Annotated in this window: 24 protein-coding genes and 1 pseudogene; 14 read left to right on the top strand and 11 right to left on the bottom strand. The window is 71.3% G+C overall.

Annotated features, from left to right (window positions below; all coding sequences use genetic code 11):
• Window positions 1-177 carry a hypothetical protein gene (locus tag ABZ406_RS26675; protein ID WP_357767058.1) on the top strand — a complete coding sequence of 59 codons (177 nt, stop codon included), beginning with the start codon at window positions 1-3 and terminating at the stop codon, window positions 175-177.
• A gap of 4 nt (window positions 178-181) precedes the next feature.
• Here ABZ406_RS26675 and ABZ406_RS26670 read toward each other — a convergent pair whose 3' ends face one another.
• Complete coding sequence (locus ABZ406_RS26670) at window positions 182-1,984, bottom strand: acyl-CoA dehydrogenase (RefSeq protein WP_357767055.1); 1,803 nt, start codon at window positions 1,982-1,984, stop codon at window positions 182-184.
• 152 nt (window positions 1,985-2,136) lie between these two features.
• Between ABZ406_RS26670 and ABZ406_RS26665 the strand changes: the two genes are divergently transcribed.
• The 4 genes from ABZ406_RS26665 to ABZ406_RS26650 all read left to right on the top strand — a co-directional run bounded on the left by ABZ406_RS26665 (window position 2,137) and on the right by ABZ406_RS26650 (window position 4,981).
• Window positions 2,137-2,559: an MmcQ/YjbR family DNA-binding protein gene (locus ABZ406_RS26665; RefSeq protein WP_357767052.1), complete on the top strand. Its 423-nt coding sequence runs from the start codon at window positions 2,137-2,139 to the stop codon at window positions 2,557-2,559.
• A gap of 127 nt (window positions 2,560-2,686) precedes the next feature.
• Window positions 2,687-3,724: an L-dopachrome tautomerase-related protein gene (locus tag ABZ406_RS26660; RefSeq protein ID WP_357767049.1), complete on the top strand. Its 1,038-nt coding sequence runs from the start codon at window positions 2,687-2,689 to the stop codon at window positions 3,722-3,724.
• 140 nt (window positions 3,725-3,864) lie between these two features.
• Entirely contained in the window at window positions 3,865-4,245 is a 381-nt protein-coding gene (locus ABZ406_RS26655) for a VOC family protein (protein WP_357767046.1), read from the top strand.
• A 40-nt stretch (window positions 4,246-4,285) separates the two neighbouring features.
• Complete coding sequence (locus ABZ406_RS26650) at window positions 4,286-4,981, top strand: alpha/beta hydrolase (RefSeq protein WP_357767043.1); 696 nt, start codon at window positions 4,286-4,288, stop codon at window positions 4,979-4,981.
• Between the two features lie 43 nt (window positions 4,982-5,024).
• Here the strand turns inward: ABZ406_RS26650 and ABZ406_RS26645 are convergent, their stop codons facing one another.
• The 3 genes from ABZ406_RS26645 to ABZ406_RS26635 form a co-directional block, all read right to left on the bottom strand.
• Window positions 5,025-6,299, bottom strand: a complete 1,275-nt coding sequence (locus ABZ406_RS26645) for an MFS transporter (RefSeq protein WP_357767040.1) — start codon at window positions 6,297-6,299, stop codon at window positions 5,025-5,027.
• On the bottom strand, window positions 6,296-6,916 hold the full coding sequence (locus ABZ406_RS26640) for a helix-turn-helix domain-containing protein (RefSeq protein WP_357767037.1): 621 nt from the start codon (window positions 6,914-6,916) through the stop codon (window positions 6,296-6,298). The genes ABZ406_RS26645 and ABZ406_RS26640 overlap by 4 nt, the downstream gene beginning before the upstream one ends.
• 64 nt (window positions 6,917-6,980) lie before the next feature.
• The gene (locus ABZ406_RS26635; RefSeq protein WP_357767033.1) at window positions 6,981-8,546 is read right to left on the bottom strand and encodes an LLM class flavin-dependent oxidoreductase; all 1,566 of its coding nucleotides are present in this window, start codon (window positions 8,544-8,546) and stop codon (window positions 6,981-6,983) included.
• A 114-nt stretch (window positions 8,547-8,660) separates the two neighbouring features.
• Here ABZ406_RS26635 and ABZ406_RS26630 point away from each other — a divergent pair, with 114 nt between their 5' ends.
• The gene (locus ABZ406_RS26630) at window positions 8,661-9,242 is read left to right on the top strand and encodes a MarR family winged helix-turn-helix transcriptional regulator (RefSeq protein WP_357767031.1); all 582 of its coding nucleotides are present in this window, start codon (window positions 8,661-8,663) and stop codon (window positions 9,240-9,242) included.
• Window positions 9,243-9,333: 91 nt separating this feature from the next.
• Here ABZ406_RS26630 and ABZ406_RS26625 read toward each other — a convergent pair whose 3' ends face one another.
• Both ABZ406_RS26625 and ABZ406_RS26620 read right to left on the bottom strand, forming a co-directional pair.
• Window positions 9,334-10,848, bottom strand: a complete 1,515-nt coding sequence (locus tag ABZ406_RS26625; protein ID WP_357767029.1) for a phosphoesterase — start codon at window positions 10,846-10,848, stop codon at window positions 9,334-9,336.
• Window positions 10,849-11,081: 233 nt separating this feature from the next.
• Window positions 11,082-11,744, bottom strand: coding sequence for a hypothetical protein (locus ABZ406_RS26620; RefSeq protein ID WP_357767027.1), 663 nt, complete (start codon window positions 11,742-11,744; stop codon window positions 11,082-11,084).
• Window positions 11,745-12,167: 423 nt separating this feature from the next.
• On the opposite strand from ABZ406_RS26620, the gene ABZ406_RS26615 reads away from it, so the two are divergent.
• The gene (locus ABZ406_RS26615; RefSeq protein WP_357767024.1) at window positions 12,168-13,130 is read left to right on the top strand and encodes a helix-turn-helix transcriptional regulator; all 963 of its coding nucleotides are present in this window, start codon (window positions 12,168-12,170) and stop codon (window positions 13,128-13,130) included.
• A 66-nt stretch (window positions 13,131-13,196) separates the two neighbouring features.
• Window positions 13,197-13,802, top strand: a complete 606-nt coding sequence (locus ABZ406_RS26610) for a DUF6624 domain-containing protein (protein ID WP_357767134.1) — start codon at window positions 13,197-13,199, stop codon at window positions 13,800-13,802.
• A gap of 160 nt (window positions 13,803-13,962) precedes the next feature.
• Here the strand turns inward: ABZ406_RS26610 and ABZ406_RS26605 are convergent, their stop codons facing one another.
• Together ABZ406_RS26605 and ABZ406_RS26600 are read right to left on the bottom strand one after the other, a co-directional pair.
• On the bottom strand, window positions 13,963-14,736 hold the full coding sequence (locus ABZ406_RS26605; RefSeq protein WP_357767021.1) for a maleylpyruvate isomerase N-terminal domain-containing protein: 774 nt from the start codon (window positions 14,734-14,736) through the stop codon (window positions 13,963-13,965).
• Window positions 14,737-14,792: 56 nt separating this feature from the next.
• A complete protein-coding gene (locus ABZ406_RS26600; protein ID WP_357767132.1) occupies window positions 14,793-15,185 on the bottom strand; it encodes a helix-turn-helix domain-containing protein in 393 nt (130 codons plus the stop codon).
• A 96-nt stretch (window positions 15,186-15,281) separates the two neighbouring features.
• On the opposite strand from ABZ406_RS26600, the gene ABZ406_RS26595 reads away from it, so the two are divergent.
• Together ABZ406_RS26595 and ABZ406_RS26590 are read left to right on the top strand one after the other, a co-directional pair.
• Window positions 15,282-16,139 carry an SDR family oxidoreductase gene (locus ABZ406_RS26595; RefSeq protein ID WP_357767019.1) on the top strand — a complete coding sequence of 286 codons (858 nt, stop codon included), beginning with the start codon at window positions 15,282-15,284 and terminating at the stop codon, window positions 16,137-16,139.
• 160 nt (window positions 16,140-16,299) lie between these two features.
• Complete coding sequence (locus tag ABZ406_RS26590; protein ID WP_357767016.1) at window positions 16,300-16,764, top strand: GNAT family N-acetyltransferase; 465 nt, start codon at window positions 16,300-16,302, stop codon at window positions 16,762-16,764.
• Window positions 16,765-16,795: 31 nt separating this feature from the next.
• Here ABZ406_RS26590 and ABZ406_RS26585 read toward each other — a convergent pair whose 3' ends face one another.
• Complete coding sequence (locus ABZ406_RS26585; protein ID WP_357767014.1) at window positions 16,796-17,155, bottom strand: hypothetical protein; 360 nt, start codon at window positions 17,153-17,155, stop codon at window positions 16,796-16,798.
• A 119-nt stretch (window positions 17,156-17,274) separates the two neighbouring features.
• Complete coding sequence (locus tag ABZ406_RS26580) at window positions 17,275-17,973, bottom strand: helix-turn-helix domain-containing protein (RefSeq protein WP_357767011.1); 699 nt, start codon at window positions 17,971-17,973, stop codon at window positions 17,275-17,277.
• A gap of 65 nt (window positions 17,974-18,038) precedes the next feature.
• On the opposite strand from ABZ406_RS26580, the gene ABZ406_RS26575 reads away from it, so the two are divergent.
• The 3 genes from ABZ406_RS26575 (at window position 18,039) to ABZ406_RS26565 (ending at window position 20,282) form a co-directional block, all read left to right on the top strand.
• Window positions 18,039-18,875, top strand: coding sequence for an alpha/beta fold hydrolase (locus ABZ406_RS26575; protein ID WP_357767008.1), 837 nt, complete (start codon window positions 18,039-18,041; stop codon window positions 18,873-18,875).
• Between the two features lie 94 nt (window positions 18,876-18,969).
• The gene (locus ABZ406_RS26570) at window positions 18,970-19,941 is read left to right on the top strand and encodes an ion transporter (protein WP_357767005.1); all 972 of its coding nucleotides are present in this window, start codon (window positions 18,970-18,972) and stop codon (window positions 19,939-19,941) included.
• A complete protein-coding gene (locus ABZ406_RS26565) occupies window positions 19,938-20,282 on the top strand; it encodes a TraR/DksA C4-type zinc finger protein (protein WP_357767002.1) in 345 nt (114 codons plus the stop codon). Before ABZ406_RS26570 ends, ABZ406_RS26565 begins: the two co-directional genes overlap by 4 nt.
• A 52-nt stretch (window positions 20,283-20,334) precedes the next feature.
• Here the strand turns inward: ABZ406_RS26565 and ABZ406_RS26560 are convergent, their stop codons facing one another.
• A complete protein-coding gene (locus ABZ406_RS26560; RefSeq protein WP_357766999.1) occupies window positions 20,335-20,832 on the bottom strand; it encodes an N-acetyltransferase family protein in 498 nt (165 codons plus the stop codon).
• Between the two features lie 89 nt (window positions 20,833-20,921).
• Here ABZ406_RS26560 and ABZ406_RS26555 point away from each other — a divergent pair.
• Window positions 20,922-21,011: pseudogene (locus ABZ406_RS26555) on the top strand (transcriptional regulator); the annotation flags it as partial.
• Window positions 21,012-21,078: the final 67 nt, after the last annotated feature.

Below are 21,078 nucleotides of genomic sequence, written 5' to 3'. Positions count from 1 at the left end.
ATGCGCGCACTGCTCTGGGTCGTCGGCGTGGTCGCCGGTGTGCTGATCCTGCTCGGGTTGATCCTCGAGGCGGTCCGCTGGCTGATCATCATCGGCGTGATCGCCCTGGTGATCGTGATCGTCTGGGGCGTCGTCAAGGGGCGGCAGGCGGTGCAGCACCAGAACCGTCGGCGCTGACCGGTCAGAACCAGTCCGGACGCATGTCGAGGGTCGTCCGGTCCCGGCTGTCCAGCAGGTCGAACTGCGGGCCGGTCCGGGGCAGCTCGACCATGAAGAAGTAGCGGGCGGCCTGCCGCTTGCCGGCGTGGAACGCGTCGCCGGCACCCTCTGGCGGCAGCGCCAGCACCTGCTCCAGCCACATCCACGCGATCACCACGTGCCCGACGGCCTCCAGGTAGGCGCTGGCGTTGGCCAGTGCGAGCACCGGGTCACCGTCGGCCCACAGTCGACGGGTGACAGCGGTGACCCGCTCCACAGCGGCGGCCAGCCGGTCCGCCCACTCGACCGCCTCTCCCCCGGCTTTCCGGGCCCGCTCGACGGTGTCCCCGATCGTCGCGGTGAGCAGGGCCAGACCAGCGCCGCCCTGCATGGTCATCTTGCGCCCCAGCAGGTCCAGTGCCTGGATGCCGTGGGTGCCCTCGTGGATCGGGTTGAGCCGGTTGTCCCGGTAGTGCTGCTCCACGTCGTGGTCGCGGGTGTAGCCGGCCCCTCCGAGCACCTGAATCGCCAGGTCATTGGCGGTGAGGCACCACTGCGACGGCCAACTCTTGGTGATCGGGGTGAGCACGTCCAGCAACAGGTGGGCGCGCTCGCGGTCGGCCTCGGCCGGGGCGGTCCTCTGCTCGTCGAGCAGCCGGGCGCAGTAGAGCACGAGCGCCAGCGCCCCCTCCACGTAACTCTTCTGGGCCAGCAGCATCCGTCGTACGTCAGGGTGGTCGATGATCGGCACCTGCGCGGTGGCCGGGTCCTTCGCGCCGACCGGCCGGCCCTGCGGGCGCTCCTTGGCGTACGCCAGGCTCTTGAGGTAGCCGGTGTAGCCCAGCGCGGTGGCGCCGGCACCCACTCCGATCCGGGCCTCGTTCATCATGTGGAACATCTGCGCCAGACCCTGGTGCGGGGCACCGACCAGGTGACCGACGGCTCCGGCGCGGCCGGCCGGGGTGTGCGCGCCGTCGCCGAAACTGAGCAGGGTGTTTGTCGTGCCCCGGAACCCCATCTTGTGGTTGAGCCCGGCCAACACCACGTCGTTGCGCTCGCCGAGCGACCCGTCCGGGCCGACCAGCACCTTGGGCACGATGAACAGCGAGATGCCCTTGACGCCGGGCGGCGCACCGGGGATGCGGGCCAGCACCAGGTGGACGATGTTCTCGGACAACTCGTGGTCGCCCCCGGAGATCCACATCTTGGTGCCGAAGAGCCGGTACGTGCCGTCCGCCTCGGGCTCGGCGCGGGTGGTGATGTCGGCGAGTGAGCTGCCCGCGTGCGGCTCGGACAGGCACATGGTGCCGAAGAACCGGCCGTCCAGCATCGGCCGGACGTAGGTGTCCACCTGCTCGGGGCTGCCGTGCGCCAGCAGCAGGTTGGCGTTGCCCAGGGTGAGGAACGGGTACGCCGAGGTGGCCACGTTGGCGGCCTGGAACCAGGTGAAGCAGGCCGCCGCGACGGCGTGCGGCAGTTGCAGGCCGCCGACAGTGGCGTCCAGCCCGGCGGTGAGCAGGCCCGTCTCGGCGAAGCTGTCCAACGCCGTACGGATCTGCGGGATCAGCCGCACCTGCTGCCCGTCGAAGGTCGGTTCGGCCAGGTCGGCGGCGCGGTTGTGCGGTGCGAACTGCTCGGTGGCCACCCGCTCGGCGAGATCCAGGGCGTCGTCGAAGGTCTCCCGGGAGTGCTCGGCGTACCGCTCACGCTCGACGAGGTCGGACACCCGCAGCCACTCGTGCAGCAGGAAATCGAGGTCACGGCGGGAGAGCAGGGTGGACGGCACGGCACTCCTCAGCGGGCACGGGGGCGGTCGAGCCGAGGCGACGGCCCACTGTCGCCCCGCTCATCCTGGCCGATTGGCCGGGCTCGCACCACCGGGCCGGCGGGGGTTCGGCGAGCGGAACATGTCACATCCACCGGCTAGCGTCGTTGGCCGTGACCGCACCCGGAGATGTCCCGCCCGAGATTCTCGACCGGCTGCGGCCGATCTGCCTCGGGTTGCCGGAGACCTACGAGGAGCCCGCCTGGGTGGGCACCCGCTGGCGCATCCGCAAGCGGACCTTCGCCCACGTGCTCACCGTCGACCCCGCCCGCCAGCCGGTCCACGCACGGGCCGCCGCACTGGACAAGCCGGCCTGCCTGCTGAGTTTCCGGTCGCCACTCGACGAGATCGCCGGGCTCCTCGGCGGTGGGCACCCCTTCTACAAACCGGACTGGGCTCCGAACGTGCTGGGCATGGTCCTTGATGCGGACACCGACTGGGAGGAGGTGGGTGAGTTGCTGACCGAGAGCTACTGCGTGATGGCCCCGAAGCGGCTCGCCGCCCAGGTCGGCCCTCCGGCGACGCCGTCCGGCTGAACGCCGGCGGTGTCCCTGACACCTGCGGTTTCGTCCGGCAGGCTCCGGGGATACCGCGCCGGATGGCCGTAGCCGTCGGTCACCAGCTGGAGCCGAGGACGCCGCCGGGCGGGTCAGGAGCGGGTCGATGTCGTCGCTGCCCACCGAGGAGGACCCCCGGTTGGTGCCGGTGCTGCACGAGGACCGGGTGTGCACGGGCGTGACCACGCTGCGGGGACGGGTGTTCCTGAGCTACCCGTCGGCGGACCGGCCCGGTGTGCAGGTTGTCGAGGTGCTGTCGGACGGCAGACGTGTGCCGTACCCCGATGCCGCGTGGAACCGTGCCGACCAGCCGCCGGACGGGGCGTTCGTGCACGTCAACGGGTTGCGCGCCGGGCCGGACGGCCGGTTGTGGATCGTCGACTCAGGGTCGCCGGGGATCGGTGGCACGCAGGTGCCGGGCGGCGCCCGCCTCATCGCTGTCGACCCGGACGGCGACCGCGTGGAGCGCGTCTACCACCTCGACGAGGCCGTGCGTCCGGACAGTTACGTCGACGACGTCCGGTTCAACGGCCGGGTGGCGTACCTCAGCGACGCCGGAGCGGCCAGCCTGATCGTGCTGGACCTCGACTCGGGTCGTCCGAGGCGGGTGCTGGACGGGCACCCGAGCACGGCGGGCGGCCCGGTCGTCGCCGACGGTCGCGTGCTGCGTGACCCGGACGGCGCCGAGGTGCACCTGCACGTCGACCAGCTGGAGGTGTCGCCGGACGGTCGATGGCTCTACTACCAACCGGCCTCCGGCGGGATGTCCCGCATCGCCACCCGGTTGCTGGACGACCCGTCGGTGTCCGCCGACGACCTGGCCCGGCAGGTCGAACGGTGGTGCGACACACCAAGCACCGGCGGTACGGCGACCGACGCCACCGGCAGCATCTATCTCAGCGACCTGGAACGGCGGCGTGTCCTCGTCGTCGCACCCGATCGCCGCGTGCGGACACTCGTCGCCGACCCCCGGCTGGCCTGGGTGGACGCGATGTGGCTCGACGCGGACGGCCAGCTCTGGATGCCCGCGGCCCAACTGCACCGGACCGCCGGGCTCAACAGCGGGAACGCGACGGTCGACTACCCGGTCCGGATCTACCGGATGCCGGTCGACGCCGGGCCGCCCGCGCTGGACCACGCCTGAATGTTCACTCCTGGCCACTATCCACCGCCGACGAAGACAGCGGACCGCCTCGACGCCGGAAGGTGACGCTTCGCGGTCGACGGCCCTCGGGTACCACGCGCACCGAGCAGCACGTCGAGGTCCTCGATATCCTGCCGTGCATGCATCGGAGCCGCGTGTACGCACTGATCATCGACGCTCCCGAGGCGGAGGCCGCCCGGGCGGCGGAGTTCTGGTCGGCGGCGCTCGGGGTCGACACCCGGTCCGTTCCGGCCGAGCCGCAGTTCGTCGGGCTGCATGAGGCGCTGCCGGGGCTGGTCACCGCGGTCCAGGCGGTCGACGACGCACCGCGCTTCCACCTGGACATCGAGACCGACGACGTGCCGGCCGAGACCGCGCGGTTGATCGGTCTGGGTGCCACCGAGGTGTCGACGTGGCTGGAGTGCCGGATCCTGCGGGCGCCCGGCGGTCATCTGCTCTGCGTGTTGCCGGTGGCGAGCGCGCCGGAACTCTTCGCCGCCGAGGCCCGCACCTGGTCCTGACGCGTCGGGGTTGTCGGACGGTGCCGCTAGGGTCCCGCCCATGGCTGATTTCGTGTTGGTGGCAGGAGCGTGGCTGGGATCGTCGGCATGGGACGAGGTGGTGGGGCCACTTCGGGTGGCGGGCCACGGCACCCACGCGGTGACCCTCTCCGGTCTCGCCGAGAAGCGGGGCGTGCCCGCCGGGCAGCAGACCCACGTGCAGGACGTCGTCGACGAGGTCGAGCGCCACGACCTGCGCGACGTGGTGCTTGTCGGGCACAGTTACTCGGGCATTCCGGTGGGTCAGGCCGCCGAGCGGATCGGCGACCGGTTGCGCCGGGTGGTCTTCGTGGACTCCGAGGTGCCCGTCGACGGTGGGTCGTTCGCGTCCGGGTGGTGGCAGGGCCAGGCGGCCTTCGAGGCGCAGCTCGCGGACAACGGTGGCGACTGGGCTCCGCTCACGGTGACCGACTTCGACGGTCAGGGGCTCACCGACGAGCAGGTCGCTCGGCTGACCGAGGGTTCCACGCCGCACCCGGGGGCCACGCTCACCGAGCCGGCCGTGCTGCGCCGGCCGTTGGGTGAGCTGCCGGCGACATACGTCAAGTGCCTGCTCGACGGGCCTGAGCCCAACGACACGGTGGCCAAGCTGCTGACCAGCGACAGGTGGCGACTGGTCACGATGGACACGGGCCACTGGCCGATGTTCTCCCAGCCCGCCGAGTTGGCCCGGGTGCTGCTGGCGGAGGCCGCCTGACCTGCGCCGGGCCGATGGTTGTCGGGGTGTCACACCGGGGAGATCAGGCCGTCTGGTCGTCCAGGGTCCTGATGTGGCGCACCGGTGAGGCGAGCAACCACAGCACGGCGAGCACACCACCCAGGCCGGCGATGGCCAGCGTGGGTCGCAGCCCGATGGTAGTGCCCAACGCCCCACCGACGAGCGCGCCGAGCGGTCGGATGCCGTAGTTGACGGCACTGTAGGCGCCGGCTCGGCGCCCCCGCGCGTCGTCGGGTGTCACGGCGGTGAGCAGCGCGTTGAGGTTCACGTCCATCAGCATCACGCCGACGCTGGAGACCAGCTCGATGGCCGCCAGCATGGCCACCTTCGTCCAGGTGGGGCCGGTCACCAGCGCGGTGAGCGCCAGCGGTGCGGGAAACAGCACCACGCCGATCATGGCGGTACGGCCCAGACCAATGGCGCGGGAGACCCGGGGGGCGAGAGCCGCGCCAGCGAATCCGCCGAGCGCACCGACCCCGAGGGCGATGCCGATCGCGCCGGCCGACAGGTCGAGTTCGCGGCTGGCGTACAGCACCAGCAGGGCGCCGGCGATGAAGGTGAAGAAGTTGACAGTGCTGGTGCAGCCGAGGGCGGCCCGGAGCACCGGGTGGCGCAGCACCAGCACGAACCCTTCGCGGACCAGGCCGAGAGTGGACGTCTGACGGGGCGGCGGGGGCGTCTCGGTCACCGGAATGCGGCTGAGCAGCAGCGCGGAGCCGAGGAACGACACCGCGTCGACGAGGATCGCGACCGGCGCGCTGAGCGCCTGAACCAGCCCACCGCCGACGGCGGGGCCGGCGATGAAGGACAGTGACCGGCTCATGCTCAGCTTGCTGTTCGCGTCCACGTACGCCGATCGGGGTACGAGAGCGACGAAGAAGGCCTGACGCGCCATGGCGAAGAGCACCGCTCCGAGGCCGGTGAGCAGTGCCACCAGGTAGAGCTGGGTGAGGGTGATCGCGTCGAACAGGTAGGCCACCGGCAGGCTGAGCAGCACCGCGGCGCGGACCAGGTCCGCGATGATCAGGAGCCGCCGCTTGTGGGTGCGCTGGTCCACCCACGCGCCGAGGAACAGTCCCAGCAGGTTGGGCAGCCAGATCAACGCGGTGAGGACGCTCACCTGTACGGGTGTGACGGTGAGCATGGTGACGGCGATCAGTGGCAGCGCCAGTTCGCTGATCCGGTCACCGAACTGGGAGATCGTCTCGCCGGCCCAGAAGGTGCGGAACCGCCGGTCGCGGTGCAGGGCCGGCGGAGGCACGGCTCCGCTGGCGCTGAGGGTGTCGGCGGCGGTCACGACGTTGCCACGTCGTCGTCGCCGGGCCCCGCCGGGGCTTCGTCTCCCGGCTCGGGCAGGAGGTAGCGCAGCATCCGGACGATCCGCGCGCCGTCCGGTGCGGACGCCTCCTTGCGCCGTACGTAGGGAGCGATCAGCTCCTCAATCGACTCCTCCAACTGACGCAGCTCGTCGGCGGTGGCAACGAACCGGGTGTCGGCGACGCCGGCCAGCGCGCGCCACTCGGGATCCAGCCGCGGTTCCTCACGCAGCAGCCACTGCTGGGGCGCGTCGGCGGCGCGGGCGAACATCTCGCCGCGCAACTGCTGGGCGGCGGACTGCCCCTCGGCGCCCTCGGGCGGTGTGAAACGGAAGCCCCGGGCGACTGCCTGCCACCAGCGTTCCCGTTTGCTCGTGGCCCCGTCCCAGTCGTGGACCAGACCGAATGTCGCGAGGTGCCGCAGGTGCCAGCTGACCACCGACGGGGTGGCGCCGACGTGCGGTGAGAGCCCGGTGGCGGTGGCTGGGCCGTGCCGCTGGAGGTGTTCGAGGATCGCCAGCCGGACCGGGTGGGCGAGCGCCCGCAGCGCCTGCGGCTCGGTGATCTCGAAATCTCCGTACGGATTCTTGAGAGACATGTTTCGAGAGTAGTCTCTCAGATTGCGGCGGGGCAACCCCCGAGACACCGGGGCACCGCGTCGATCAGCCGATGCCCAGGCGGGCCAGCGGCTCCACCAGCTCCCGCTCCTCGTAGCTGAGGTGCGACAGGAGGGCGTCGGTCAGCAGGTCCACCGCGGCCCGCAGCTCGGCGATGCCGTCGGGAGACCCGACGTACGCGACCAGGGCCCGGTCGACACCCTCCAGCACGTCGTGGATGACGTGATGCTCCTGTTCCAGCCGGTCGACCACCGGCCGGAGGCGAGGGTCCCGCGCCCGCAACCGGGGGAAGAGCGACTGGTCCTCGATCGTGTGGTGGGTGGTGACGATGCGGCAGTACGACTCGCAGTAGACGCCGAGCGTCCACCGGTTCTGCCGCATCGTCATCGTGTTGATGTGGGACCGGGCCGCGCCGGCGTCGATCTCACCGGCCGCCACCTGCTCGATCAGGTCGTGGATCTGGGTCAGCTCGGCGCGCAGGCCGTCGTGGATCTGCACGAGGTGCGCGCCGGTGGCCTGCTCCTGCGGGGTGTACGTGCGCTCCGGGTCGGGCGCCGGCCCGGTCGGTCGGATCGACTCGTCCCACACCTGCTGCGTGCTTCGCCGTACGCCGTCGTCAGGGGTCGGCACCACGGCGAACGCGCCGCCGCTCGTGGTGGCGCGGCTCGGCGACAGAACAGCCTGCTCCGGCTTTGCCTGCGGACGCTCCGGAGCCGCGCCCCGGTCACGTTCGGCGGCGACCAGCTCGCGGACGGCCGGGGCCACCTCGCCGGCGAAGCGTCGCAGGTCGTCGGGGTCGTCACTGCCGAGGATGAAGGTCCCGACCCCCTCCTCCAGGGCCAGCTCGGCCAACTCCTCGGCCCACTGTTCGGCCGGCCCGTGCAGGGGGCCACTGCCGACGGCCGAGAACTCTCCGGCGATGTTGAGCAGCCGGCGCACGTCCTGCGGGGACCGGCCGGCCTGCTGCGCGGCGTCGTCGATGATCGCGTTGCCCCTGCCCAGGTCACCGGGCTGGAGGTAGCCCAGCGAGGGCAACCAGCCGTCGGCCCGGCGCCCGGTGAGCTGGAGCATCCGGGGCTTGTACGCGCCCAGCCAGATCGGCACCGAATGGGCCGGAGCGGGTCCGCGCTTGGCGCCGACGACCCGGTAGAACTCGCCGTCGACCCGCACCCCGCCGCGCGTCTCGGCGTCCCAGAGCTGACGGACGATCTCGATGGCCTCCCCCAGCGCTCGCACTCCCTGGCCGGGGGTCAGCCGCCGGCCACCCATCGCCTCGATGGCGTCCCAGAACGCCCCCGCCCCGAGGCCGAGGCTGATCCGGCCACCGCTGAGCAGATCCAGGCTGGCCACGCTGCGGGCGAGCACCGCGGGCGGGCGCAGCGGCAGGTTCGTCACGTTCGCCGCGAGCTGCACCCGGCTGGTGCGGGCCGCCACGAAGCTCAGCAGCGTCCAGGTGTCGAGGAACGCCGGCTGGTACGGGTGATCCTGGAAGGTGACGAGGTCCAGCCCGACCTGCTCGGCCAGGACGGCGACGCCCACCGTGCGGTCCGGAGTGCCGGCGCTGGGCGTGACGAAGGATCCGAAGACCAGGTCGTGGCCGTAGTCGCTCATCTGCGAGCCTCCCGATTCACCCGACGCCTCGGACGATGCGCCGTGACCTCAACCTTATGTCACGCAGAACATCTTCTGCCAACAAGGTCTTAATCACTGCGGTATTGTCGGAGGATGACGGGTGCCACTCGCCGGCCGGACCGGCCCGATCCGCTCGACGACGACCTCGGGTGGATGCTCGGGATCGTCTTCCGCGGCTACGTCCGGGCGGCCGAGCACGCGCTCACCGACTTTCCCGGTGGCCCCCGCGGCTACCAACTGCTCACCGCCGCCAGCAACGGGCCGGCGCGCAACCAGGGCGCCCTCGCCGAGGAGATCGGCATCGACCGCACCGTCCTGACGTACCTGATCGACGACCTGGAACGGCCCGGGTTCGTCACCCGGCGCGCGGACCCGGCCGACCGGCGCAACCGGCTGATCGAGGTCACCGACGCCGGTCGGGATGCCTGGGAGCAGCGGCGGTTGGCACTGCGGCAGGTCGAGTCGCATCTGCTGGGGGCACTCACGCCGACCGAGTCGGCGACGCTGCGCGCACTGCTGCAGAAGGTGGCCTGCTCGGCCCAGGCGGTGGACCCGCTGCGCGACCTCTGCGAGGTGGTCACACAGGTGCAGGCCGACCCGGCGCCCGCGGCACCGCAGGCCGGGCGCGGCGGGCGAACCACCACCCCCCGGGCCCGCCGCCGCAGCCCGGACTGACCGGGTACGACCGGGCGGGCCCGCCCCACTCCACCCGACATCGTCCGTCGGGCGGTGCCGGACAGGCCCGCGATGTCGCTGTGGCGCTCGGTCAGCGCACGTGCACGAAGACCGGGTTCGAGTAGAACCACAGGTCCTCCCACGGGCTCTCCAGCCCGTCGGCGAGCGGCTCGGCCTCGTCGGTGCTGGTGCCCCGCACCCGCGCGTAGGTGTCCGCCTCGACATTACGCAGGGTGTGCCGGATGACGTAGCTGTCGCCGTGCCGACGCCAGTCGCGCGGCCCGAACCGGGCCGCCACGGTGGTGGTGGGGTTGGTGTCGGCGTCCAGGCTGGCGCTCGGGCCGGTGATCTGACCGACGATCAGGTCGACCCGGCGGACCTCCGGGCGGTCCCCGTTCGCGTTCACCCCACCGAGCGGGCGGAACGTGATCTCGATCTCGACATCGGTGCGGCTACGACGGCTCACCGTGATCGTCTCGCCCACCTCGGCGGTTTTGCCCTGGGAGGTGGCGGTAACGTCGAGGCTGCGGATCAGGTCCCCTGTGGTGACCCAGATGCGGCCGTTGCGCAGGCCGTCCATGATGTCGCCGTAGTCCTGGCGGGCGTGCACGTACGTCTTGCTGTACTCACCCGGCCAGAAGTCCGAGCCACCGCGCGTCCAGTGCACGTGCGAGTCCGAGGTAGCGGTGATCCACCAGCGCCGGCCCTCGCCGAGCAGTGAGTCCCACAGGCCGCCGACCCGAGCGGTCATCTGGTCGAAGCCGCCGTAGGTGGGGTGGTTGCCGTACCCGCCCCGCTTGCCACCGTTGAGCGGGCCAGCCTGGTGGCCGGGCGCGCCCTCGAAGCCGATGTAGACGTCCGGCGCGGCGTTGTTGCCGTTGCGGAACTCGCGCGGGGTGTCCTGGCCGTAGACGCCGAGACCGGGCGCCGAACGCGAGGCGTGGTGGGCGATCACCAGCGGCTTGTGCGGCATGCCCCGGGCGACCTTGAGGAACTCCACCATCTTGGCCTCGGTGTCACGGGCCGGGTCGGTGGGGAACGCGTCGTACTTGGCGAACCGGCTCTCCAGCTCGAAGAGCTGCTTCGCCTCGTCGTCGTGGCGCGGGATCATCAGCGTGTGGTGGTCCAGCGAGGGCGCGTCGAACTCCATGCCCCAGAACTGGAGCACCTCGGGGACCAGCTTGCGGGAACGCAGCAGGTCGGGGTACGCCTGCTCGATGTTCACCTTCGAGTGGGTGGGTCCACCGTGGTCGGTGCACATCGCCCAGGTCAGGCCGAAGTTCTTCGCCATGATGGCGTTGGTGACGATCGGGTAGACCGCGTCCGCGCCCTTGTGGAAGACGATCGGGGACTTCGTGGTGTCGAACTCGCCGCTGTACTCGGAGTGGATGTGGTGATCGCCCGCACGCCACGTCCGGTTCCTGGAGTTGCCCCGGTCGGTCTTGTCGTCGTCACCCGGCCGGCGGTCCTCGTCGGCCCACGCCGCGCCGGCGCCGACCAACGGGCTGGCCGCGGCCAGCGTCGCGCCGACGCCCGCGTACTTGACCAGCTTGCGTCGGGTCAGCTGCGCGTGCTGCTCGGTCTCTTCGGGATGCTTGTCTCTCACCTGAGAGCCTCTCCTCGATCAAGCGAATGCTCTTTCGATCAAGGAGCCTCGGAGAAGGGGGTGAACACCCGCCGTACGCGGCTGGTGCGTGGGATGAACACCCTGCCCCGACCTGCGTCGGAGTGCTCGACGGGCAGCAGATGGTGACCTGATGACCGCGCCGGGTGGCCAGCGGACCCGCTGTTCGCACCTACGGGCTACCGCAGTCACGCGCCGGATCGCCGCCGACCCTCTCAGATCCGGGCCCGGGGCAGCCAGCCCAGGAATCGGAGCCGGACCCGTGGCAGTGGCACCGTGGGCAGGTCCTGGGCGGCCGCGACGAGGCAGGAGCCGAGATAGACCGCGAGGGAGGCGCGCGCTCCCCCGAACTCGGCGAGCAACTGGCTCTGCTTCGTGGCGCAGGGCCACTCGCGACCACATCCGGTGCAGGTCCAGCTCGGCGGGTTCGGCAGGTGCTCCGGCAGCTTGGCGTGGCGGTACCGGCCGACGACGCTGTTGTCCGAGCGCACGTCACGTCGCCGTGACGCGGGGCCCTCGTTGCGGTGGGGTAGGGGACGGGCACCGGGCAGGTAGCGCCCCACGGTGCCGAGGAGCACCCCGACCCGGATCAGCGCGTCCGGTCCCACGTGCTGCGTCAGCAACGCGGTCATCAGGTAGTGCCCCAGCAGGTCGAAGGCGTCCCGGTGCAGACCCAGGTCACGGCACAGGTCGACGAAGTCCGGCGTGGTCAGTGGCACCCGGTCGTCGAGTGCCCGGCGGAGCACCGCGCGCAGCCCTCGCCCGAGCCGCTCCAGCGCGTCTCCCTCACCCAGGCCCAGGCTGTCCTCGTCCGCCACCCGGGCCAGCGCCTCGGCGACGGCCAGCCGAACAGCGAGGTCAGGATCAGTACCGTCCAACGCTTCCCCCCTCCGCGGGTCGGCCCTCCGGCGGCGACCCGGTCGCCCTCTGACGAATCATGAACAAGATTTCGCTGTCGGTCATGAGGGTGGCTAGGACTGCGGGCGCAGAGCCATTGGACGCGTTAGCCGGAAAACGAAGTCGAGCTTCCGGCCCATCACAGTGATTCACCGGACGGCGCATGGGCAATTGTCGTATGGTGACATTCCCATCTACAGATATTGCGCACCACGTTCACTGATAGATGAGACCCGATCCGACACCCGCACTCGGTCGCTGCCGTCCCGCTCGCGACGTTCCACCCCAATACACCGCCGGCCAGCCACGTGCCGGGTCGCCGCCGAGCACCCGAGCACGTGCCGAACCTGCCGTCGGCACCCGTTCCAGCACCCGGCGGCACCTCGACCGGACGGAGACAGCGGATGACGTCATCGCCAGTGCAGACCCGCCAGTTCGACAGTGACGACCCGGCGGCCGTTCAGGAATTCCTGTCCGCCACCTACGACCCGAAGCTCCGCATTCAGGGCAGGAACAGATATCGGCTCAGCCACCACCGCGTCGACACCGGTTCGTTCGCCATCGCGACCACCCGGCAGACGGGGCACCTCGACATCGATGCCAGCACCCTCGGCGGGCTGGTAATCGGTCGCACCCGCACCGCGCGCGTCAGTCGCACCTGCGCCGGATCCGCCCACCGCTTCGGCCCCGGCGACGTCTTCCTCGTCACCAGGCCGGAGGAGCCGTGCACCGTCCAATGGCAGCCCGGCGAGGTGGAACTCTGCGTCTTGGACCTGTCGGTGCTGGCTCAGGTGGCCACCACGGCGCCGGCCCGCCGGCCCGGGCGGATCGAGTTCACCGAGCTGGGCGCCACCAGCGCGGCCCTCGCCCGGCAGTGGCTCAACACCACGAGCTTCGTCCGCGACGTCGTGTTGAACAGCCCGGCCGCGGGAGCGCAGTCGCTGGTCATCGGCAACGCCGCCCGGATGCTGGCCGCGGCGGCCCTCGCGGTCTTCCCCAACACCGCGTTCACCGAACCGACAGCCGTGGACCGGAACGACGCGACCACCGCCACGCTGCGACGGGCGATCACGTTCCTTGAGGAGCACGCCGACCGGGACATCAGCGCGGCCGACATCGCCGGCGCCGCGGGCGTCTCCCTGCGGGCGGTGCAACTCGCCTTCCGCCGTCATCTCGGCACCACCCCGATGGCCTACCTGCGTCGGGTCCGGCTCGTCCGGGCACACCACGACCTGGTACGCGCCGACCCCCGCCAGGAGACGGTCTCGGCGATCGCCAGTCGGTGGGGATTCGCCAGCCACAGCAGGTTCACCGCCCGGTACCACGCCAGTTTCGGTGTGCCGCCGCGCGAGACGCTCAACGCCTGAGACAGGGTCGCGGTCCGCGCCTTGTGGGGTGACCACGACCCGACGACAATCGACGAGGTGAAGCTCATGGTGACGCTGGTGGCACTGCTCAGCCTCGCGGCCTGCGGCACCTCGTCCGGGCCGGCCGGCCACTCACCGAGCGGCGCGGTGCCGGCAGCTTCGGGCGTCTCCTCCCCCGCCTTCTTCGACAAGGCGTTGCACGACGAGTTGATCGCGATGCTGGCGCGCGACCAGGCCGACCGCGGGGGCACGCCGCAAAGCGAGTCCGACCAGGCCCGCACCTCCCGACTGAAGGAGATCATCCGTACCCACGGCTGGCCGACCTTCGCCCTGGTGGGCGAGGACGGCGGCAATGCCGCCTGGGCGATCGCCCAGCACTCGGACCAGGATCCGACCTTTCAACAGGAGGCACTGGACCTGCTACGGGCCGCGGTGACCGCCCGCCAGGCATCGCCGGGCAACCTCGCCTACCTGGAAGACCGGGTCGCTGCGGGCAGGGGCGAGCCCCAGGGGTACGGGACACAGATCCGCTGCGGACCGGACGGTCCTGTCCCGACGACTCCGATCAGGGACGAGTCGGAGGTCGAGCGACGCCGGGCCGAGGCCGGCCTGCCCACGCTGGCCGGCTACCTGGCCGAGATGACCACGATCTGCGCGCAGGACCCCGAATAGCGCGGCTGCTGCCAGTGCGCCGACCGGGACCAACACAGTGCGCTATCCACCGGCGATGCTGCTGGCCTGGGCCGGCCGGGCACGCACAACGGCGATAGCCTCACCCAGCCCCTTCACCCGCTGGTCCGTCCGCACAACGCTCGCCTGCACGAATGCGCTGTCACGCGTTCGGGTCCCAGTCGGCGAGCTGCTCCATCGGCTCGGTGTCGCCGGTGGTCTTCAGGCTCTCGAGCGGGACGCGGTCGTAGAGGTAGAGGACCAGGTCGCTCGCCGCGCCCCGCACCACCAGGTCGCCGGGCTCGGCATCGGCGGCGAGGTCGTCGCAACGGACACCGTCGGCGTCGAGGGTCAGGCGCCAGGAACGGCCCTCGTACGCGTGCAGGTCGATCGTCGCCGGCGCAAACGGCCAGGGGACTGTCGTCGCCGCGACGGTCGTCAGGAACTCGTCGACGCCCTCGACCGCGACGTCCGTCGGCAGCGGCTGAGCGGCCCCCTGGCTGAACTGGACGTCGTAGGTGTGGACGGCCAACTCCTGGACCTGGTGCCTTGCGACGGCACCGCTGGTCTCCGGGGCCTGCGAGCGACCCCACCAGGTCCAGCAACCGCGGTCCGGGCCGGCCGCACGCATCGCGTCGAGCATGAGCGCTATCGACTCGGCGAGCCAGGCGTCCAGGGCTTCGCGGTCGCGTGGCGCGGTCGGGGCGCCCTTCGGGTCCGTCCTCGCCGGGGGCGCAGCGCCCGGGCCCGCCGCGATGATGGCGGCCTGGCGGCGGCGGCCGTCGCCGAGGTGCTGCGCCAGGTCGCGCAGCGTCCAGTCCGGGCAGGTCGGGACCTGAGCGTCAAGATCGGCGACGGACGCGACAGCGGCGCGGAACGCGGCCGAGCGGTCTTCGATCAGCCGCAGAACCTCAGGGAACTCCACAGTGGTGTGCACATCGGTTGTGTAGCACTGTGCCGCGGCCGGCGGATAGCGAATTTGGCTGCCGGCTCTCACCGGTCGCGGTCGCGGCTGTCGCGGGCGGTCTGCAGCTCGGGCACCGAGGCTTCCAGCAGGTCGGCGAGGCCACGTAGCTGCTCGGCGACCCGGGTGCCGAGGGGGGTCAGCGAGTATTCGACCCGTGGTGGGATCGCGGTGAGCACCTCGCGGGTGAGCATTCCGTCGCGTTCGAGGGTTTGCAGGGTCTGGGAGAGCATCCGCTCGCTGACCCCGTCGATGCGACGACGGAGCGCGTTGAACCGGTAGCGCCCCTCGCCGAGCGCCAACAGGGCCAGCGAGGCCCACTTCGAGGTGACGTCCTCGAAGGCCGCCCGGGAGGTGCACCCCCGGGCGAAGACATCGCTGACGAATTCCTGGGTAGGCCCCGCCGGGTCCTGGGCCGGCATATCGCTCACCTCACCAGCCTAACCCACGCCACACACGGGTTAGTGCTGTAGATTCGTAAGTGCTTGCCGATTCGTCACTACCCCTCGGAGGTTCCCATGCCCACCTACGCCGTCACCGGGGCCACCGGCCGACTGGGCCGTCTGGTGATCGAGCAGTTGCTCGACAGCGGCGTACCCGCCGCCGAGATCGCGGCCATCGTCCGCAGCCCGGAGAAGGCCGCCGACCTGGCCGCGCACGGAGTCGAGATCCGCACCGCGAACTACGACGACCCGTCGACCCTGCCCGGTGCCGTGGCCGGCGTACGCCGTCTGCTGCTCGTCTCCGGCGACACCCCCGGTCAGCGCGTCGCGCAGCACACCGCGGTCATCGACGCCGCGAAGCTCGCCGGGGTCGAGCGTCTCGTCTACACCAGCATCCTGAAGGCCGACACCACAGCGAACCCGCTCGCGCCGGAGCACAAGGCCACCGAGGAGGTCCTCGCCGCTTCCGGTCTGGCCTACACCGTGCTGCGCAACAGCTGGTACACCGAGAACTACACCGACCAACTGCCGCAGTACCTCGGGTCCGGCACGATCCTCGGCGCCACCGGCGGCAGCAAGATCTCGGCCGCGACCCGGGCCGACTACGCCGGGGCGGCAGTCGCGGCGCTGACCAGCCGGGAGGACGGCAACGCCGTCCACGAACTGGGCGGCACCGCGTTCACCTTCGACGAGCTGGCCGAGGCCGTCAGCGAGGTGACCGGCACCACAGTGGTCCACCAGGACATGTCCGCCACCGAGCTGGCCTCGGCCCTGGAGAGCGTCGGCCTGGACGCGGGCACCGCCGGATTCGTCGCCGCGCTCGACACCTCGATCGCGAACGGTGAGCTGGCGACCGACAGCGACGACCTCAGCCGGCTCCTCGGGCGGCCGAGCACCCCGTTGCGGGACGCCATCCGGGCCGCGCGGGCCTGACGGTTCGCTGCCGAAGCGGGCGGCGGCGGAGGGCCGCCGTCGTCCGCCCCCCGGTGTGCACACGGCCAACTATCCTTCGGGGCATGGGGCGGCACGTCGACGACCAGCACGTCCGAGACAGCGCGGGGGCGTCCGCACCGGACAGCCGGGCGTCGGCCCGGTGAGCGGCGGCGACGTCGTCGTCCGCGCCGCCACACCGCAGGACGACCCCGAGCAGGTCTTCGACGTGCTGCGGCACCTCGCGCCCGACGCCGTGCGGCCCGGCGCCGACCTCCTCGCCACCGCGTGGCGCGACCTGCACGCGCAGCGCGGCCGCCGCCTCCTGCTGGCCGTCGCCGGGGACACCCTCGTCGGCACCCTGGACACCCTCGTCGCCCCGAACCTCACGCACGGCGCGCGACCGTACATGGTGGTGGAGAACGTGGTGGTCGCGCCCGAGTGGCGCCGTCGCGGGGTCGCCCGGGCGCTCCTGCTGACGGCGCTCGACGACGCGACAGCGGCCGGCTGCTACAAGGTCCAACTGGTGTCGCACGCCGCGCGCACCGACGCCCACCGGTTCTACGCGTCACTCGGCTTCGCGCGGTCCGCCGTCGGTTACCGCCGATACCTCACCACGCAGCCGTGACAGCGATGCGGCACTTTCGTGTCCCGGCCGACTACTCCGTCTCGTCCTGCTCGTCGCTGAGCTCGGCCAGCGCCTCGGCCGCGTCCCGGTTCCCGCCGTCGGCGAGTCGGCGAAGCTCGCCGACGTCCGCCCGCTCGGTGGCCAACTCGACGAGCTGGTCGGCGGCGTCCAGGTCGCCCCGGTCGGCGAGACGCCGCAGCTCGTTGAGGTCGCCGAGTTCGGTGGCAAGCTCGACCAACTGTGCCGCCGCGTCCGCGTTGCCGTCCTCGGCCAGCTGACGCAGCTCGGCCAGGTCACCCCGCTCCCCCGCGAGCTCGACGAGTTGGTCGACAGCGTCCCGGTCACCGTCCGTGGCCCGCTGTCGCAGCTCAACAAGATCAGGGTCGGACATCGCGTACCCCTTCGTCGCCGGAGCGGGGTCGCCTGGCCCCCGCGCACCACCGCGAACCTAGACCAGCGGACGTCGTGGTGCGGGTGAGAACGGCGGACTTCACCTGTCCGCCGAGGCGGTCACCCCACCTCGGTCGGCTCCGCGAGCAGCAGACCGGTCAGCAGACTGCGCAGGGTCCGCCCGACGAGGTCCGCCCGGGGCGCCGGCGCGGAGGCCTGACCGAACGCCGCGATCAGATGGGGGTACGCGGCTACGTCCACTCCGGCGAAGCTGAACGTCCCGGCGGCGGACTCGCGGCGGGCGAAGAGGCTCGCCACGCCCGTCATCATCGCGATGGCCTCGAACTTGTCGGTCACCGGACAGCGCACTGTCTCCAGGACCCGGAGACAGTTGTCGAACCAGGCCAGGCTCTCCGGGCCGACGGCGGAGGGCCGGTGGATCACGTCGAGCAGCCACGGGTGGGCCCCGAACAGCGCCAACTGACGCCGCCCCAGCAGCACCATCGCCTCCAACCAGTCGCCCTCCGCCTCCGGGTACGGGCGCAGCTCCCCCACGACCCGATCGGTCATCAGGTCCAGCAGGTCGTCGCGAGACGACAGGTAACGGTAGAGGGATCCAGCGCCGGTGCCGAGCGCGGCGGCCACGGCGCGCATCGACACCGCGGCCAGCCCTTCGGTGTCGGCCAGGGCGATGGCGGCCGCAACGATGGCGTCCCGACTGTGTGCCGGGGCGGGGCCGCGGCTGCCGCGTTCGGGTCTGCTCCAGATCGACTGCCGCTCGGGGCCGCCGTCGCCGGTACTCGCGGGTGCGTCACTCACTGACCTACTGTAAACTGCGAACGTCGTTTGCAGTTGTTTGTCGGTGGGAGAAGGGTGGACCAGACATGGAGCAGATCAGGGCACGGGACGGCGCGACGATCGTGCTGCACTCAACCGGGACAGGGCCGGGGATCGTCGTGGTGCACGGCGGCGGCGTGACGATCGACGTCTACCGGCGGCTGGCCACGGCATTCGCCGACAGGTTCAGCGTCCACCTCTACAACCGACGGGGACGGGCCGACGCGCCACCGAGGTCGATGCCCTACACCGCAGATCAGGAGGTCGACGACCTCGCCGCCGTGCTGGAGCACACCGGGTCCGGCAACGTCATCGGCCACAGCGCCGGCGGTTTCCTGGCGCTCGAAGCCGCGCTCCGACTGCCGATCGACCGGCTCGCTCTCTACGATGCCGCCGTCTCGATCGACGGCAGCTTCCCGTCGGGCTGGCTCGCGCCGGCCCAGGCGGCGGCACGGGCCGGCGACACCGCCCGCGGCCTCGCCATCACGACCGCCGGAATCAACTCACAGGTGGCGGCGGCGAAACTCCCACTCGGCATTCGGACCGCGATCATCCGCGCGTTCCTGCGTACGCCGATCGGCCGGACCATGGGCGAACTGCTGCCGACGACGTTGGACGAGGCGGCGCTGATCCTGGCGCACGACGGCCCGGCCACCCGGTGGGCCGGGGTGCGCGCCGAGGTGCTGCTGGCCTGCGGGGCCGACGGCCCGCCCTACTACGTGCACCAGAACGCGGCGCTGGCCCGCGCGCTGCCGCACGCCCGGACCCTGACCATCCCGCGCAGTGGTCACGACGCCATCAACCGGGCGCACCCGAGAACCGTCGAACCACTCGCCGCCTTCTTCGCCGCCCCCGTGCGGACGGAACGGACGCCCCACTCCTGAGCGGTCGCGCGGCCTCCACTGTCTTGATCTTGGCTAGGCTGGTGGGCATGCCCGCACACCATTCGCACCGTCGCATGATCGAGCCGGCCGACTGGTGAGTCACGCACCCGTGCCCGCCCCCCGGAATGGGCCGTCCACACCGGGCCCGCGCTCGGGATGGGCCGACCGGTGCGACCGGCTCGCCCGGTCGCGCCCCTTCGAGATCGCCATCGTCGTGGTCATCCTCGCCAACGGCATCGTTCTCGGCCTGGAGACGTACGACGACCTGAGCCCGGCAGACACCGCGCTGCATGGACTGGAACTGTTCTTCCGAGCCGTCTTCGTCGTCGAGATCGCCATCCGGCTGGCCGCCTACGGCAGACGCCCACAGGACTTCTTCCGGCACGGCTGGAACGTCTTCGACTTCGTGGTGATCGCGGCAATCTTCATCCCGGGCCTGCACGGCGACCCGGCGCTGCTGCGGGTCGTGCGCGTCGCCCGCATGGTCCGCCTGGTGCGGTTCTCGCCGGGTCTGCGGACCATCGTCTCCGCGCTCTGGCGCAGCCTGCCGGGCGTCACCGGGTTCCTCGCCCTGGCCGTGGTGACGCTCTACGTGTACGGCATGGCCGGCTGGCTGATCTTCGGCAACAGGTATCCGGAGGAGTACGGCGACATCGGCCGATCGCTGCTGACGTTGTTCGTGCTGTTGTCGCTGGAGACGCTGCCCGACCTCATCGAGCAGGGCATGGCGATCTCGCCGTGGACGCTGCTCTACTACGTCAGCTACGTGATCATCACCGTCAACCTGCTGCTCAACATCCTCATCGCCGTCATCGTCAACTCCATGGAGGAGGCCCGCCGGTTGGAGATGACCGAGCGACTGGCCCCCGGGTACGACGAGGACGGCGACGGGGTGCCGGACGAGGTGGACCGCATCGCGCTCACCCAACGGCTGGACGACCTGCGGGCGGTCATCGCCGAGTTGGAGCGCGAGTTGCGGATCGACCGGGAGGACGGGCACGGCCGACCCCACCGGGACAACGCCCGCGCCAGACGGATCCCTGGCGATACCGTGGGACGTTCATGAACAGAGACCCCCGCGAAGAGTTGTTGCGGCTGCGCGAGCAGACCGAGGCGCAGGCCGCCGCCCTGGACGGCGACCTGCGGAGCCTCTTCGAGGCGTCCCGGTCGTCGAACGCCGATGACGAACACGACCCCGAGGGCAGCACCATCGCCTTCGAACGCGCGCAGCTCACCGCCGTCCTGGACGCCACCAGCCGGCGGCTGGCCGAGCTGGACGTCGCGCTGCGACGGGTGGACGATGGCAGCTACGGGGTGTGCGAGGGCTGTGCCCGCCCGATCCCCGCCGAACGGCTCGCCGCCCGCCCGTCGGCGCGTACCTGTGTGGCCTGCGCCAGCCGCCGGTGACGGTGCCCGCCTGACGAGGCGGTGGCCCGCCCGTCGCACGGGCCGTGGATCGTCAGGTGACGGTGGGGCTGCGACGTTCCAGCAGGACGACGTCACGCCAACGGTCGTGGTGGCGACCGACCCGCTCGCGTACGCCGATGACCCGGAAGCCGGTCCGCTGGTGGAGGGTGAGGCTGGCCGCGTTCTCCGGGAAGACTCCGGACTGGATGGTCCAGATGCCGGCGGCCTCGGTGGAGGCGATGAGCGCGGCCATCAGCAGTCGGGCAATGCCACGGCCCTGGGCGGCCGGATCGACGTAGACGGAGTGTTCGACCACCCCGGCGTAGACCGCGCGGGTCGAGGTCGGTGAGACGGCGACCCAGCCGAGGACCATCCCGTCGTTGTCGACGGCCACGAAGCGGTGCGCGCTCAGGCGCGCGGCATCGAACGCCGCCCACGTCGGGGCGGTGATCTCGAAGCTGGCGTTGCCGGCGTCCAGACCAGCCTGGTAGATCGCCAGCACCCGGCCGGCGTCGGCCTCGGTCATGGGCCGCACTGTGATGTCGACCATCAGCGGTTCCTTTCCGGCCAGGCGACGACGCCCGTCTCGACTGCTGTCGAAGCAGAGACTCGCACATGCCGAAACCGGGGAGAATCGGCGTCCGCGACCTGACCCCCGCGTTCGACCTGACCGGCCCGACCATCTCGCGCCACTTCAGGACGCCGCGCGAGGTGGGCGTCGACGCCGAGCGAGCGGCCTTCGATGATCAGGTGATGAGAAGTAGCTGTCGGGGTCACCTTCGAGCTACTTCTCATC

This window comes from Micromonospora sp. NPDC005710 (assembly GCF_040630995.1).
Lineage (GTDB): Bacteria > Actinomycetota > Actinomycetes > Mycobacteriales > Micromonosporaceae > Micromonospora.
Note: the sequence above shows the minus strand (reverse complement) of the source record. Positions and strands in the feature narration are given on the sequence as shown.